This is a genomic window from Clostridium boliviensis, assembly GCF_033342255.1.
GTDB classification, from domain to species: Bacteria; Bacillota; Clostridia; order Lachnospirales; family Lachnospiraceae; genus Lacrimispora; species Lacrimispora boliviensis.
On record NZ_JAWONS010000124.1, the window covers coordinates 39430 to 55541 of the forward strand.

A 16112-nucleotide genomic window follows, 5' to 3' on the forward strand; every position below is an offset into this window, starting at 1 on the left:
ATCACCTCCTGTACTCTACGGGCTTTGTAAGCTTAATCACAAAGGCTGTTGAAATAAAGATTGCTGCTGCACATACCGACAAAACAATTTGTCCAACTGCCGTATGCATCAAAGTATAGTACCAGTCTCTGTTTAGCAGGTACATAATGGGAATATTGCCGACTACAAGGAGTGCCATCATTATAAATTCTTTTCTTGGTTCGAACACCATATACTCCAGCTCCGCGTTAACGATTCGCATATCGGACAGCTTGCTTACGATAGGAGTCAGAGTCGTTTTTAAGCTCCGGTCATACTGACACGCTGCGATAGCATCACACCACTCATGGAATACTTCATTTTCAATTTGTGAGTTCATGCCATGAAGTGCCTCTACAATATCCGGATTAACCAGTTTTACCTTTGTCAAAAATCCAGCGAACACGCTTTTTACAGGAGGATTTAAGTAAGAGACGCTTTCCTCTACCGCAGTAACGATATCTTCATTCCGAAGGTATGCTGAGGTAATAATAGATAAAGCAGTTTCTAACTCATCCGCAATGTTTTTTTTGTAATGGCTGGCGGTCAGCCTTATATACCAGAATGGCAGAAACATCATACCGACAGCCAGAACTGAAACAAGAAACACATTATTCATAAGTATAGCAAGGCTGACACTGCTGGCGAGGCCTAACAGTGAGGCGGCACAGACAAGAGAAAACCATCCGCTCCGTTCTGTAATCTTTAGAATTTCCTGTATCTCTGTAATCTCCCGCCGGAAAAGAGACATCTTTTTCCGCTTGGTCGCCTCGTTGATTTCGGAACGAATGCTCTTATTCTTTCTTGTCAGAAATCCAAACAGGCTATCTGTAAATTCCATGGGAGTTAAGCCTAATAAGAGGAAAAAGCTGGCTATTAACCCGATACAGGAGGCTAAAAGAATTGTGGTCATGTTATGTCACCTCCCAGCCCAAGAATCCGTTTTAAGGTATCCTGCGGCATCCCATTTTCAAGAAAGCGTTTCTGCAGACTTTGAGAGATGCCTTGTATTGCCTGATGGCTTCCACTTATAATAAAGTTTCCGTCCTCTACACGGTTTTCCGTGATTTGAAACTGAAACAGGCTCCGATAGTTTCTTGTGCCATCCGGTAGGATTTCACACTCCATGATTTCCATCATACGCCGTTTTTTATTTTCAAGCTGTTTTGCAAATACCACGATAGGAAAGGCTTCTGTGACCAGATCCATGAGGGTGTTATCCGCCATATCGTATTTACGCTTGCAAAGGGTAACCATACGGCGCCAGGTAGCTTCACAGGAATTTGAATGAATGGTGGTCAGCACCGTATGCCCGGTTCTTGCAGACTCCTGTGCTGCATAGGCTTCCGGTCCACGCATCTCGCCCACACAGATGATTTCAGGATTAAAGCGCAGAGCCATATCCAGAAGAATATCCTGATCAATGTTCTGTTTTTCATTTTCACTGAACCGGGTCAGGGTATGGATTACACTGTTAGTAACTTTGCCGTCCTTTTTACGGATCAGTGCCAGTTCACGGGAACCGTTTTCAATGGTAAAAATACGTTTATTGTCTGGGATTGTGGTAAGCAGCCAACCGGCCAGTGTAGTTTTACCGGAACTGGTAGCACCAGCAACGCATACGGAAATACCATACCTCAGACATTCCGTAAGAAAATCCAGCATAGGTTCCGTGGCTGTGCCACCCTTGATAAAATCAGCTTTTTGCATACTCTGAGGATTTACGATACGAATGGAAGCAGCTACGCCTACCTCCTTATCTACCACCGGGGATTTTAAAGCCGCAATTCGAATGTTTTTACTTAAATGTCCCAAGATTGCAGGGCTTGCATTATCTAAAACCATACCGGAAACATGAAGCATGCGTCGTACCACATTGACCGCGTGTGCCGGACTTTCAAACTGTTCATCTAGTTTTTTGGTCACTCCGCTGCTATACTGCACCTCAATATCATTCCAGGCATTAACATCGATTTCCTCGATTCCTGCACCAAAAACGTATTTAGTCAGGAAAGAAAACTCTGCCATCTCAGTGTAAAGGGCATCAACCAGCTGGGATTGTGTCATTTCGGCAACTGCCAGGCGGTAATCTTGAACATATTTGCTGATATAGCGCTTCACCTGGGACTTGACTTCTTCGCTATCTCCGTCGGTGATTAAAGTTGCATACTTACTGGAAATATAGGACTGCACCTCTTTGAGCACCTGACGGAACTCTCTGATCGACCCTTCCGCAGAAAAAAACAGTTCCTGATTACCGTCTGTGCTTTGATTTAACAGAATATCCGTTTGTACGGGTTCTTTTCTCATACGCCGAACACCTCCTTTGCGATTTCCGCTATCTCCTTCCGAAAGCCCCGACTGTCCTTAAGCGAAAGATCTCCAAGGAGGTTCCCATCTAATCCCAGCTTCTCAAGTTCATTAGAATGCGGAAGTTTAAAGGTTACATTGCCAAGCACCTGCTCAATATGCTCGCTTGCCTGATTTGGTTTTACATCAGATGCAACCTTATACTGTTTATCCGCATCCCATTTCTGATCCTTTAGGAGTGGGAGCTGGCTGGACAGATAACTGATTGATTTCAAATCGCAATTTACCAACCGAAGAACCGAATCAGCCTCCAGAAGGGATACAGCAGAAAGAACATCATAGGCAATGTGACTGCTGCAATCAATGATAATATAAGGGGCAATAACCCGCAGATGATTAATTAATTCCGTCGCCAGCTCCGTGGTATAGGGTGGGTAAGTATACATATTTTCTCCCTTCTTCATTCCTATGATGGTCAAATACTCCACCTTTTTGAGGGTAATACAGTTTTGACGAATAAGCTCATCTGTAATATGAGTTGCTGCCAAAATACTTCCGAGGGAACGTTCACATTCCAGATCTGTCGGCGGACATATGCATGGCAGCATCGGTGCCGTCATGTCACATAAAAACAACAACGCATTGCGTTTATGAGCAGCCAGATATTTGGCAAGCCGTACACTGACTGTGGTCTTTCCACTGCCAGGGCTGCCCCACACCGCTAACATCTGAACATCTGGATTTAAGTCCTCCTGGGATGGCTTCATCTGATTCCTGAAAAAAAGACTTCCTTTCATAAAATTAAACATTCATTCCCCCCACTTTCCGGTTCTACAGCAGAATTGGCATATGTGTCTGTTTCAGAGCTGTCATTTGATGATGTATCACCAGAAGAACGTTCTTCTGGCACTGTACTGTCTACCTGAGAGGTACTATTCTGGCTTAGGGAAGGATATAAAGCCTCCAATAGTTTACTTTGAATATCTAAAAACTTATCTGCGTTTTCTTTGCTCCCCCGATATGCAAGAGAAAGATGGATATTGCCCTCGACTTCCAACTCTGCCAGGATTTTCGCCTGATCCGGGGAAGCCAGCAGGGTCACAGAAGCAGGTAACTTCTTTTCTTTTTCTGCCGATTGATTGGATTCGATGTTATTCTGATATGTATCATAACCGGAGCTTGCAGTTACCCCAATGACCTTGATATAAGTCAGTTCTGGTGGAATCACGGTTGCCCCCTGTTTTTTATAATCTGATGCTATGACACTGACAATATCACCGGATGCCAGTTTGCCGGATAGCCCTTGTGCAAAGTTTTTGATACTGACTGATATAGCCTGTTTATCTCCATCAAGGTCATATAAGTAATTATTTTCCTCTGTTGGAGCAGTTACCAGTTTTGAAGTGAGAATATAATCACCAGGTGACAATGCTGTTACGGCGTACTTACCAATGGCAGAATCCATTTGCCGAACCACCTGCTCCGGTAGGTTGTAGCTACCTACTTCTACCGACTGAACCATATCTTTAGTAATCTCCTCTCCGCTTCCAATCTCTTTTACCACCCGGACAATGGTTGCTTTTTGCGATATACTCTGGTTATAGAGAGGTGTAATTCCAAAACAGATAAGTAATGCCAGCATAATACAAATAATACCAAGTACTGTGCGGTTCTTTAAAAAACGCATGAATGTTCCTCCTAACATAAAAAATAAGCTGCAAGGCAGCCAATTGAAAGAAAAGGTGCAAGGGGATATGATTTTTTTATATCCTTCCTGTGCCGTTTTAAAATCAGAGTATGGATCATATGGAATGTCAGCATTAGAATCAGTCCTAAAATCATACCGGTCATACTCTTTTGAAAGCCCAATACCAGACCCACTGCGGCCGAAAATTTAATATCGCCGCCGAATAAACCACCCAGGAAAAGCGCGAGAAACAGAAACACTGCAGCGGTTAACAGTCCAAACAATTTTTCCGGTGTAAAGTCCAAAAGCCCGGTCAGAGCAATTCCAAGACAAATCACGTCAGGAATAATCTGTTTTTTTGCATCCCATATGGCAGCTGCAACTAGCAAAGCAACAAAAAAGCCGCCCTGTATCAGATGCGGCCAATCACTTACCATAGTTGAACATATCTATAATGCGCTCTTTCAAAGTTGGTAATACTTTTCTGCACCGTTCATTCACTCGATAGAGAAAATCCCCCTGTAAATAAATACAAAACTCAAATCTGTTACTTGTGTAAACCATTGTTTTACCTGCCTTTCCTTAATTTTTGATATATAAAAAACACGACCAAACCGTTAAGTTTAATCGTGTCAATTATTTAGAGTATTTAAGAGATTTTCATTCTTGTAGTCAAACTATTCTTTTGATCGGAAAAGAATATATTTTTGTAATATATTCCTCATACAATAATCTCAATATCCTTCGACCTCATACTTGTAATCCACTTTTGCAAAGTAACTTTTTCTGCAAAATCAATATTATAACCACGTACTTTACAATCTTCTTTAGCACCCATTGCAACCTCACTACTCGTAACTATTAGTCCTGACTCTGCCTTTTCATATAATACATCTGCCCATAATGCTTTTACTATTTCGCTTTTAACTTTGTCTTTTTGCCGTTTGCACTGAATTAAAATCATCGGTGGGTTTTCTTTGTCTTCTTTTTCTTTCCATACCCGAACATCAATACCACCATCGTTTCTCCCGGGTCCTAATGTAACTTCATATCCTTCTTTTTTGAAAAATTCTCCTGTTAACGCTTCAAATTTTCTCCAGTGAATTTCTCCAATATCATCTAAATGATTACTTAAATAATCAATATATCTTTGATCGATAAAACTTCCATAATAAGTTTTCAGTGATTCACTTTTAAATAAATCCTCTAATTCCACTTTATTTTCCCAATTAACTCTTCTGGTAGAATACCAAGGACTATATTTTTGATAATTGATTTGACTTTTTAAAACTTGCAAAGCAACCCCATAACCAAATTTCCCATATTTTATTTTACATCTTTCTAAATATGGTTCAGGTGAAATAATCATTCCATAGCGAATTTCTCCACTTTTTTCCAGAGCATCTATTTCTTCTTTCATCCATACTCCATATTCCTCATATACTTTCAGTCCAATATCAAATTTCTCTTTGTCATCAGCAAACATATCCTGTAAAGTTAATGAAAAAAGATGCATATATGGCGAAGCTGTCTGTGGGGCATATCCTGTACCTTGCAATACATCAAAATATATTTCTTCATATTCTTCAGGCCTAAGCCCCACAACTGAATACAAATTTCGTTCTAAAATTCTTTTACATTCATCAGATACAATTTTTAACATTCGTTGATAAGAAAAACTTAGCCCTGATTTAAAACCAGTTGTTTCAGCCATTTCACTTATTAGTTGTCCTTTAGCAAAACCTACTTGCCCCATAATCCTCCGTCCACCCTTCTATTTTATATATCTGATATTTCTTTTACAAGTCAAAATATATTTCAATGGAATTTCTCGTAAATTTCTGTAATGCAAACAAAATCTTCTTTAAATTCTTCTCTGGTTGGTTTTGTATTTAATGTTTCTACAGGTTGGCTATGTCCCGTCATATATCTGCACGCTTTTTCATATAATGAATGCACTTTTGGTAATTCACCGACGAAATCCGGATTTATTTTCGGTACCATTGTAAACCTCACGTTAGGTTCATACCGTCTGATAATACCGCGCAAAAATCCCTCCTCCACAATCAGCTCACACCAAGTCCTAATATCCGAATATGTAATTTGCAAATTTCGTTCTAACTCATCGCCCATACACTTCTTACTATTGATGATTTGATTGCTATTAGTTATTCTATTCGTGACATCCTTTAAATTTTCAAGCCTGCCCGAATCCGTATGGCTTATCACGCCCTTATTGTCTCTATCAAACTCATCCACTTTAAAAAGTCTATTCTCTTTATCCTTTTCCTTTTCAATTAGCGAATAAATTTTATAGTAAAACATTATGTTATGTGTAAAAACAACAACCTGTCTCTCTTTTGAAATTTCATATATGATTTCTGCTATAATTTCTGCTCTTTTATAATCAAAAGAAGTGACCGGGTCATCAAAAAGCACCGTACACATATTTTCTCTGATTTTTAAGTCCGAAGAAAATTCTGCCAAGGCTATGGCCTTTTGCTCCCCTTCGCTCATAATATCAGTTATTGCATTGTTTTCTGAAACCAGATATTTACTTCTTTTTGTTTCTCCCCTTTTAGGAGTAAGTTTTACACTGACATTTTTAATTCCTAAACGTACACAATATTCCTCGAATATCTTTTGATAATTACTTCCAATTAGGTCATTAAAAGCCTCTTGTGACTTTGTTGTAAGCTCAGTTGTTCTCATTTTCTTTTGTATTTCGCCATATTCTTTTTTCTTGTTCCGACAGTCAAACAGCTGTTTGAATTTTAATTGAGACTCATATAATAAGCAGGCATTCTCCAATTCTCTTAATTCATTTTCTTGCTTTTTGATATTATCTAATATTTCGCCATTGGACTTACTCAACAGATTTAACCGCTCTGACACTTCCATATGCGCCTTTTCAAGCTCTAATATCAAACCAGAAAAATCAATCTTACAGCTATTCGGGACCTCCTTATTATTGTCTACACAATTTCTAAATAAAGTGATGTTCTTTTCAATCAATTCCAATATGGCTTCAATTTTACTTAGAAGGATTGCTCTATCTTGATCAAATAATTGTTTGTCTGCTTCAGATAACCTCAAATGCTTATCCGTTGGAATCTCTCTCTTAATGTCCCCTTCCAGTTTGCTTTTCAGACTATTTACACTACCTTCCAAATGTTTAAAGCAAAACTTTATAAAGGCCTCCTGTTCTTGCTCTATCTGTCGGCCACATAATATGCATCTATTCCCACTTGTAGGCAAAGTTTGTTTCTGAGAATTATAATACTTTTGCGCTACTTTTATAAAACTATTCCATTCTGAATTAATAGTAATATTATTGACTTGTGTAGCTAACCTTTCATTTTCAGTTTTTTCTTCGCTCATCAATCTATTATACTGCTCTTGTAATTTTACTACATTGCATATTTTCTCATTTGAAAAGTCTTTTTCAATACTTTTGAAAGCATTTGATAATTCTGACAATTTTATTTGTTGAGCATTCAATATCTGTATTAAATTGGCCTGATTTGTCGTTTTCATTTGAGATATCGACAACTGTTTATTCTCGATTTCTAACTGTAAATTTTCTTTTAATGTATACTGCTTATTTAAGAAATCAATCACATCACTTTCTGTCGTTGCCTTTTCGGCTATTTCATTGATCTTTTCAATTACTTCTTTGTACATACTATCTTGAAAAACACCAGACATTTCATTTTCTAAAACCAGTATCCTTTCTGAAATCTGCTTTTTTATATTACCAAGCAGTTCTGTCAATTTCACAAAATTATCCAATCCTTTTGGCAATATGCTGAAAGACAAATCCTTATTTAAGAGCGGCTGCAAGGAATCCGAATCAAAAACGTTAATTTTAGATAATTCCCGGTGGTACGCATTAATATCCACATCTTCTTCGGATACTTTACTATCTCCATTTTGATAGCTGATACAAAAACTTTGCAGATTCTCGTTTTTTTCTTTATATATATTGGTTTTTAAACTGAGATCCTTCGCATTAGTAAAATAATTTTCCGACAATTTTCTGAATATTTTTACATATGTGGATTTACCGGAACCATTTTCCCCATAAAAAACATTCAATTTTTTCCCAAGTTCAAATTCGGTTTCATCGCAAAGCGCTCCTATATTTTGGGGTCTTTTAACATTGTTAATACATAATTGTAATGGACTGCTCTTCCCATTGTCGTGTTCAACTATAGTAATATCTTTTTTGTTTCTGTAAATATCAAATATATTGTCAATAATTTCTTCCAAATTTATTTCCTGCTTTGCAAGAATAACATTTGCTAAATACTTTTTAATACTATCGTTTCCACACCATTCTTCTATATATTCATGTACCTGTTTCATTCTCCCCTACTTTCTCCTGTATCTCTTCCACCAACCGCTGCACCATACAGGCCGGCCACATCTCCGATGGCTTTTCCTTCCCATCATCCACACACTTCTTATAGCATCGTTCCGCTATCTGAATCGCCTTTCCTTCTTCTCCAAAATCCTTCACCTGATCTCTATTAAAGACAATCCAGGGAACTCGGTACTGCGGTTCCTTATTGGTAAGCTCCAACACACGTTCTACAAGTTCCACAGTCTTAGCCTTTTCAACCTTTATCACAAGACGGTCTTTCGGTTCTGCCGGTATACTGTCCCTTAGACCCTCAAAGTAATTCATCTCTGTTTTATCCGTATCTGTCACAATCAGATAATATCCAAGTTCGGGGACTCTTGTTCCCAACTTTCTATTGAATCTTCCTAATTATATTATATCTTATTTTAAATAAAAATCATTATCTAATTTTATATTTTATTAGATGGTGATTTTTATCTAAAATCCATTTATTTATTTTATTACATATGTTTACTTACTCCGACCACTGACTATGCATCAAGAAAAACAATCTGCCTTGCAGCAATTCGCATTCATTCTTTCTTCCTTAAGCAGAAAAATCTGTCGTTCCTCTTCTCAAGCTTTTGTTTCAGCGCATACCCGTAAGAGGCTTTACTCTTTATCTGAGACGACCCGCTTTCCTTTTCTGTCGCAATTCCTTGACTGACCAAAACATCCCGGATATGCTTCTTGACAAAGACGGATCGCGAAAGCCCTGAATACTCCATTAAATTTTTAATCGTCAATTGATGGCCTTCGGCTCTCAATTCCGAAATCGCCCCCAACACGGTGTTTATTGTGATTTGACGCTGCTGTTCCTGCTTTGCCTGAAGTTCCTTTGGCACTTTGTTATTCAATATTCTCACCCCTGTCAGTTTGGCTGCGGTACGTTCAAACACCCCTGCATTTCTCAGTGCATTGGCATGAATGACCGGAAATTCTGAAAAAAGGTCTGCCTTTGTCCTCCACGAATCAGCCTGCTCCTTAAAATAGGAAAGCAGTTCTGTCCGGTATGAAATGTTCACACTCCACGCAATCCCACATATCACTTTTACAGTCGGTAACATCGCTGCAGATTCCACCCAAAGCCCTGCGGTCACGAAGATTTTTCAGCAGTCTTTTTTCCATCACTTCCTCCATGCCCAAAATCCGTCCGCCAAAGAGAATGTACGGAATTTCATTAGATGCAGGCTCAACCAGCACATACTTCTGCTTTTACAGGATGGTCTTAGGCTTCAAGTCATGGTGGGCATAGGAATTCCATATCATAGCGTTCCGTGATGGCCTTTCATATCGGCTATCTGCTCCAGCGTAAAGCCCGCCTCCAGCCTGACAGTAATGCCATTATGCCGAAATTGATGGAAGGTCAGGTTGTAAATCTTTCCGCTTTCATCCCAGATATTGTACTGCTTGCAGATTCGTTTAAAGTGATACTCTACCACGCTCTGAAAGACAGTTTGAATTCTACCCGGACAAGAAGTGCCGCCTTTCTTGTAGTGCAATACCCTGCGGTAAACAAAAAGATTGCCCCTCTTTTCCTCTGGCAGATATTCCTGCAACTCCATAGCCGCTGTCTGTTGTTTCCAAAGCAATTCAGAAGGTATCCGGCAATCCCCCGTATCTTCTATGTGAATTGAGCGAAGGATTGGCTCCATATTTCCGCCATTCTGCTTCCATGTCAGAATAAAAACCACATATTTCCCATTGTAGGGCTTTATACTTGTATGAATAGATTTGTCTATAAAAATAGGATTGCGTCCTGCATCTTCGTTCTCCCTCATAAAACACCATTTCACTGCTATAGGTCTGATCAAGCCAACGATAAAAGTCAGTAATGGCACTCACATAGCTGGTCATTGTACTGAATCAGAGACTCTCCTGTGGATTCAGTATCTTAAGATTCTCCCTATCTCCATAGATGGGATAGTCTACAAGCTAGCACCTGTCTGTTTGTCGCTGTGTCATATTCCGCTTGGTATTTTTCATGCAGGAAGTTGAAAAATACGCACGATTTTTGCCTGTACCAAACTTGTTGACACTTTTCATTTCGATATACTGGTTGGGCACTAGCAAGGGAAGGATGCGGTCTGTCAGCATGAACCTACAAACCGCCACATCCATTGAGGTTTCAAACAGAAACCTTTTTACTTGAAATCGTTTTTCCATGTTTTTATCCTTTCTGTGCTTTATTACACAGAAAAATTATATCACGGAAAACAATTTCACTTATCCACCGTAGTTGAACATATCTACAATGCGCTCTTTCAGAGTCGGCAATACCGTCTCTCCAAACAGGGCATAGAGTCCCGACAACACCAACGCACCAATGACTACAGAAATTAAAATTTTGATAGCAGTATCCACAAAACCTTCCCCACGCTGGGAGTTAAGAAGCTTCCATGCGTTTGAAACAGTCAGAGTGTCTTTTGTTTTGTCAAAAAGAGATACCAGCTTTCTTTCAATAGTTATAGAAATACTTGACATTTTGTATCTTACCTTATTTAATGGATTTCTCATGACAATTTCCCTCCAAAATAATTATTTAATATCAGATGAAAAAACGTTGAACCTTAAAGCCCTGTCATTTGTATGCCAGTATTCTGTTCTGGCATTTGGTCAGAAGTGGGCATCTCCGCTTTCCGCTGGTTTTGTTCATGGTTTTGTGTTAGAACATGTTCGTAAGCCTGAAGAACTGCCTGATTTAATTGTTCCCGAAATACTTTCGTAACCGGAAAGCAGATATCTTTGTATTCGCCGTTGCCAGTCTTGTATCTTGGCATGGCAACAAACAGACCTTTGGTGCTGTTCATGACCTTCACGTTACGGATGGCAAAGCAGTCATTTAAGTTAACGGATGCAATGGCTCGTATATTGTCCTCCGGACGAATAGAGCCGATTTTTACATCTACCTTCATGGGCAGTGGCTGAATCTACTGAGGAGTTTTGGGCACTGCCTGGTTTCTACTCATGGTCAATATCCTCCTATTATTTGAAATGAAAAAAACAGCCTTTTGGCTGCATGTTAGGTTACATATTCATTTGCGGACCTTGCATCTGTTCTAGTTCCGGTTCCTGAAATGTTATCTCCCGGAACCCGAAGCGGTCGACGTAGTGAAATGTGCTGCCGGAAGCATCATAAAGCTCTATCACATCTGACATAGAAAGGCTGTGCCCTCTATAGCCGTTCAGATGCTCCAGATTAAATTTGGTATAGAGCACCTCCAGATCGTTGGTTTCCACCTCGCTGTCATATACTACCTGATAGCTTGCCGGGTCCGGTTCCCCGAAGCGTTTCTTAAAATCATCATAACCAATGAATTTCATAATCACGTTGGTATCCGGCGTTAGCTGATACACCCTGCATTTTTTCAGTACCTGAAGGTTTCCATCCGAATCGGGCGTTCCTACCGCCAGACAGTCAAAGGTGCCGAGTATCCATTGGATATCAAGTCCTCTGACGTTGGATAAATAGGATTTCAGCTCATCATTTTCAAACATGGGATCAACAATGGCCGTATTCCTCTTGGCATCAAGGTACCCCGCAGTGTTTCCATAGTAGAGGATGCGGTTCTTTTTGATTTGGATTGCTTCCATAGATACCTCCTTACTGGAAGTAAAACTCAACACTGTAGGTAATATTGCTCTTGTTGTACATGCAATTGTGATTTGTGTAGTAGTAAAATTCCAGCTGACTGTAGATGCCGGGTGAAAGTGAACGGCTGAAGGTAATGCCGTTGGTGGTTGTTCCGTAATCCAGCTGATCCCACTGCCGGGTCAGGATGTTGTAGCCTCGGACACGGCCATAGTCATTGCCGGAATGCCCTGATACCGGCGGCACAGTAAAGGTATAATTGGTGATGGTTGCACCGGAAATACCCTGCTCTAAAATCACTGACTCCGGACCGGTCAGGGTCATACCTCCACCGCGGTTTGGGTCAGCTACAAAGAATACAATGGCTGCCCAGGAGGATTCGGCTCCGGTGGAATCCACTGCTTTTACCCGCACCACATTTTTGCCCAGCGGATACGCTATGCTGGTTTCAGCAGGGCGTCCCTCCCAAATATAGGTAATGGCATCACCATCCGGGTCTGTGCTGTAAGCAGTAATGGTGACAGGAACACCAGGGGCTATACTGTTTCCGTTTGGTGTTCGGGTAATGACTGGAGTGCTGGGTGCAGAATTGGTTACGGTAAAGGTAATATCCATCCAGTCGGAATACAGCCCCCATGCATCTTTGGCACGAACCCTAACGGTATGGGTACCCACAGCATAGTAGCTATCAGCAGTGTTACCGGAGTATTCCAGCGTTACTGCATCACCATCCGGGTCTGTTGCTGATGCTGTAATGTTTACCAACAGCTTACCGCTCCGAGCAGTTCTATAGACTGAGGCATATCCTACAGGCTTGTTCGGCGCATTATTAGTGACCGCAAAGCTCTGGGAATAGCTGAAGGTTCGGCCCATGCTGTCAGTAGTGCTGGCTGTCAGGATATAGCTTCCTGTGACATTGATAGAAATATTACCGCCGCTGTTAGATAGGCTTCCGGTATAGCTGGCGGTACTGCCTCCTTTTGTTAATGACCAAGAAAGGATTCTACCGTCCAGTCCGGTAGCTGACGGCAGGAATACTTGAAAACTGGAACCAATGTGAACGTTAGATGGAACCGTAAACGGGAATCTGGCAATGGGCTTGATGGTTCCGGTATTGGAAGTAAAGGTGAAGTTCCGACTGTTGGAATCAGTTACCTCTGCCATCAGCTTTACAGCTATTGTTTTGTCTGTAGAGATACGCAGATTCCCGCCATCAGTAGAAAGAGAGCCCTCAGCATGCTGGGTATAGGGCTTTGCTGCCCCGCCATCCACTGAAAGGAGCCATGCTATACTCATATTATCCAGCTCGGAACCTGTGGCATCGACCGCTATAGAATCTCCGCTGTAGGTCAATGCTGGAATATTTATGTTCATATCAGGGATTGGGTATACGGTAAAGCTTTGGGTTCTTTCGTAGGTACGGCTGGCAGGATCTGTCATTGTCAAAATCAGCTGATACTTCCCCTTTGCAGGGAATGTAATTGTTCCGCCCATTCTGGTAAGGGTTCCGGAGGCGTAGACTCCATAAGGCTCCACCCCTCCTTCGTCCTGAATAATCTTCCAGCTGGCAGTGAGATTCTCCAGGTCCGTACCGCTGACGGTGACTGTTCCAGCTTCACCTGTATACCAGACGAGAGGTACATTTAGCGTAATCGCAGGAACTGGATAGACTGTAGTACTTGCACTGTAGGAAAATATCCGCCCCAATGCGTCCGTTATAGAAGCTGTCAGGGTATAAGTTCCCACTTCTTTAAAACAGATTTTCCCGCCATAGGCATTCAGGCTGCCCTCCAGCGCATTGGTAAGTTCCGCAGGATTTCCATCCTTTGTGAGCGTCCATTCTATCGGCAGTGTGTTATTGTTACCGCGAGTGCGCAGGTCAATCGTTCGGTCGGTGTGAGTCGCTTCCTGAAGTTCAAAGGAAAGAGACAGTACCGGAAGTACTTCAATTTTCCCTCCAGTTTCATACAGGAATACACGCCCGGTTTCATCGGTGATTCTTGCAATGAGCTCATAAACTCCGGCGTGCTTAAAGCGGATGGTTCCGCCGTTATTTGTCAGCTCATCATCAAGATAAGTCGCAAGATTCTGGAATCCAAAGCTATTCTCTAACAGCCATTCCACAGTTAAACCATCCAAATCTATGGTTTTGGGAATCACAGAAACGGGGGTATCCGTATGGGCTGTTTCCGGCAGCTGGTAGGTAATACTTGGAACCGGATAAACCTTAATGGGTGAGGTATAGCTGTAGCTGCGTCCGGCAGGGTCTGTAAAGGCAGCTTTTAAAACATAATCTCCCTTTTTCTTAAAGCGGACAGTACTGTTTTTATCGGTCAGCGTTCCTTCAATATAATCAGAAAGAGGGATGTCTTCACCGTTTCGGGTCAGTGACCACTGGATTTCAGAAGTCCCAAGATTCTGGAATGTAGCTTCTACCTGAACACTCTTGTCCGTGTGCGTAATATCTGGCAGGTAAAAACCTACGGAGCCTACCGGGTAAATAATAATGGTTTGCGAAGCCTCAAAGACTCTGCCGGTTTCATCAGTTAGCGTTCCGGTGATCCGATACACGCCCTTGTCCTTAAATCGAATCTTTCCACCCGCATTGGTCAGGGAACCTTCCAGCTCGTCTTTGATTTCAGCCGATCCGCCGTTTTTCATTAAGCTCCAGACCACAGGTAATCCATCTGCATTCGTTTGTGCTGCAGTAACTTCCAAGGCGGTATCGGTGTGAGACGCTTCTGGAAGCGTGAATGCAATCTCCGCGACAGGATAGACTCTTGTTCTTTCCGTATGGATAAAGATGCGCCCGGTTTCATCCATGATCGTTGCAGTTAGGGTGTATGTGCCCTTGCTTTTAAAGACAAAGCTGCCTCCCTCATTAGAGAGAGTACCGTCCAGAATATCGGCTGGCTGAACCGCTTCTCCGTCCTTTTCTGCCGTCCACACAATGTCATATCCATAGAGTGCTTCCAACGAATAGTCCAGCGTAACGGATTTGTCTGTATGAGTCGTATCAGGCAGGGCAAAGGTCAGGTAAATCGTCGGGTAAATGGTCACTGTTTTAGCCAGCAGAGTTTCTATTCCTCTGATACTTTTTGCAGCTGCGGTCAGGGTGTATTTTCCTGGCTCCCTAAATTGGAGCGTTCCTCCCTCCAGACCGAGAGTGCCGATACCTGCAAGCTCCATTGGCTGTTCGGAGCCATCTGCAGTGGTTTTCGTCAATGACCAGGAAAAGCTCTCCATGTATTTCCATACCGGCATGATTTTAATTTCAGTATCGGTATGAGCGGTGACGGGAAATTCAAAGCGCACCTGCGTATCTGGATAGGAATAGGAGCCACCGCCGGAATCACCGTGGTCATCCGAATCCCGTCCGGGTTTTGGTGTAGGTGTAGGCTTCTCTGGCGTAGGCTCCACCGGCATTGGCGTTGACTCCACTGGAACAGGCGTAGTGGGCTCTGGAGTTGGTTTGGGTATTTCAGAGGTTGGAATAGGCAGCGGCTTTGTCTTATCAATCATTTTTTCTGCTTCCCCCTTGGTGATTGGTTTATTCGGCTTCAATTTGCCGCCATCCTCATCTCCAATAATGTTATCCTCCCTGCCGATAATGACGTAGCCCTTATCACCATTTTTGATATCCTTGTCATCGTCATATCCACTGTGACCTTTGGTATTCTTGGCTTCCTCATCCCTTCCGCTGATACGCACCAGCATCTTGATAATCTCTGCACGGGTAATTGGTTCATCTGGTTTAAAGCCATCCGGATAATCAGCAGGATCAATGATTCCCGCATTGATGAGTGCCTCAATATACTTCTCCGACCAGTGACCGCGGGTATCCGGGAAGTTGGCTGTATCCATTTTTGCATCCGTCGTATCCAACGGAATGTCTCGTACTAAAATTGCGGCAAATTCACCGCGGGTAATAACTTCATCCTTCGGTATAAACAATTCCGGACGCTCCTGGGTATAAATAAAAAAACCGCCGCCAAGCAGCAGGAATAGAAGGAGGATGGCAAGCACGCCGACCCTCTTCTTTTTTTTATCTGTCATGAGAGTACCTTCCTTTCATTTTTTTGATAAAAGCATTTAAGTAT

At 41.8% G+C, this 16112-nt stretch carries 15 protein-coding genes; all 15 read right to left on the reverse strand.

The genetic code is table 11. The features are described from left to right. Window position 1: 1 nt before the first annotated feature. Complete coding sequence (locus RZO55_RS08580) at window positions 2–931, reverse strand: type II secretion system F family protein (RefSeq protein WP_318063866.1); 930 nt, start codon at window positions 929–931, stop codon at window positions 2–4. Beyond that, window positions 928–2328: a type II/IV secretion system ATPase subunit gene (locus tag RZO55_RS08585; RefSeq protein WP_318063867.1), complete on the reverse strand. Its 1401-nt coding sequence runs from the start codon at window positions 2326–2328 to the stop codon at window positions 928–930. The genes RZO55_RS08580 and RZO55_RS08585 overlap by 4 nt, the downstream gene beginning before the upstream one ends. Then, window positions 2325–3137: a nucleotide-binding protein gene (locus tag RZO55_RS08590; RefSeq protein WP_318063868.1), complete on the reverse strand. Its 813-nt coding sequence runs from the start codon at window positions 3135–3137 to the stop codon at window positions 2325–2327. The genes RZO55_RS08585 and RZO55_RS08590 overlap by 4 nt, the downstream gene beginning before the upstream one ends. Next, window positions 3122–4015 carry a Flp pilus assembly protein CpaB gene (cpaB, locus tag RZO55_RS08595; protein ID WP_318063869.1) on the reverse strand — a complete coding sequence of 298 codons (894 nt, stop codon included), beginning with the start codon at window positions 4013–4015 and terminating at the stop codon, window positions 3122–3124. The genes RZO55_RS08590 and cpaB overlap by 16 nt, the downstream gene beginning before the upstream one ends. 11 nt (window positions 4016–4026) lie before the next feature. After that, a complete protein-coding gene (locus RZO55_RS08600) occupies window positions 4027–4452 on the reverse strand; it encodes a prepilin peptidase (RefSeq protein ID WP_318063870.1) in 426 nt (141 codons plus the stop codon). Between the two features lie 284 nt (window positions 4453–4736). Continuing rightward, the gene (locus RZO55_RS08605) at window positions 4737–5771 is read right to left on the reverse strand and encodes a restriction endonuclease (protein ID WP_318063871.1); all 1035 of its coding nucleotides are present in this window, start codon (window positions 5769–5771) and stop codon (window positions 4737–4739) included. A 62-nt stretch (window positions 5772–5833) separates the two neighbouring features. After that, window positions 5834–8383, reverse strand: a complete 2550-nt coding sequence (locus RZO55_RS08610; protein ID WP_318063872.1) for an AAA family ATPase — start codon at window positions 8381–8383, stop codon at window positions 5834–5836. Further along, window positions 8367–8768 (reverse strand): RloB family protein, encoded by a 402-nt coding sequence (locus RZO55_RS08615; protein ID WP_318063873.1) that lies wholly within the window; start codon window positions 8766–8768, stop codon window positions 8367–8369. The genes RZO55_RS08610 and RZO55_RS08615 overlap by 17 nt, the downstream gene beginning before the upstream one ends. Before the next feature lie 185 nt (window positions 8769–8953). Further along, window positions 8954–9445, reverse strand: a complete 492-nt coding sequence (locus RZO55_RS08620; RefSeq protein WP_318063874.1) for a DUF6262 family protein — start codon at window positions 9443–9445, stop codon at window positions 8954–8956. Beyond that, a complete protein-coding gene (locus tag RZO55_RS08625) occupies window positions 9405–9548 on the reverse strand; it encodes a hypothetical protein (protein WP_318063875.1) in 144 nt (47 codons plus the stop codon). Before RZO55_RS08625 ends, RZO55_RS08620 begins: the two co-directional genes overlap by 41 nt. 137 nt (window positions 9549–9685) lie before the next feature. Further along, on the reverse strand, window positions 9686–10201 hold the full coding sequence (locus RZO55_RS08630; protein ID WP_318063876.1) for a site-specific integrase: 516 nt from the start codon (window positions 10199–10201) through the stop codon (window positions 9686–9688). Between the two features lie 445 nt (window positions 10202–10646). Then, window positions 10647–10937 (reverse strand): DUF6133 family protein, encoded by a 291-nt coding sequence (locus tag RZO55_RS08635; RefSeq protein WP_318063877.1) that lies wholly within the window; start codon window positions 10935–10937, stop codon window positions 10647–10649. Between the two features lie 53 nt (window positions 10938–10990). Then, window positions 10991–11335, reverse strand: coding sequence for a SpoVG family protein (locus RZO55_RS08640; RefSeq protein ID WP_318063878.1), 345 nt, complete (start codon window positions 11333–11335; stop codon window positions 10991–10993). Between the two features lie 112 nt (window positions 11336–11447). Then, window positions 11448–12014, reverse strand: coding sequence for a YodL domain-containing protein (locus RZO55_RS08645; protein WP_318063879.1), 567 nt, complete (start codon window positions 12012–12014; stop codon window positions 11448–11450). Between the two features lie 10 nt (window positions 12015–12024). After that, complete coding sequence (locus RZO55_RS08650; protein WP_318063880.1) at window positions 12025–16068, reverse strand: S-layer homology domain-containing protein; 4044 nt, start codon at window positions 16066–16068, stop codon at window positions 12025–12027. Window positions 16069–16112 lie beyond the last annotated feature (44 nt).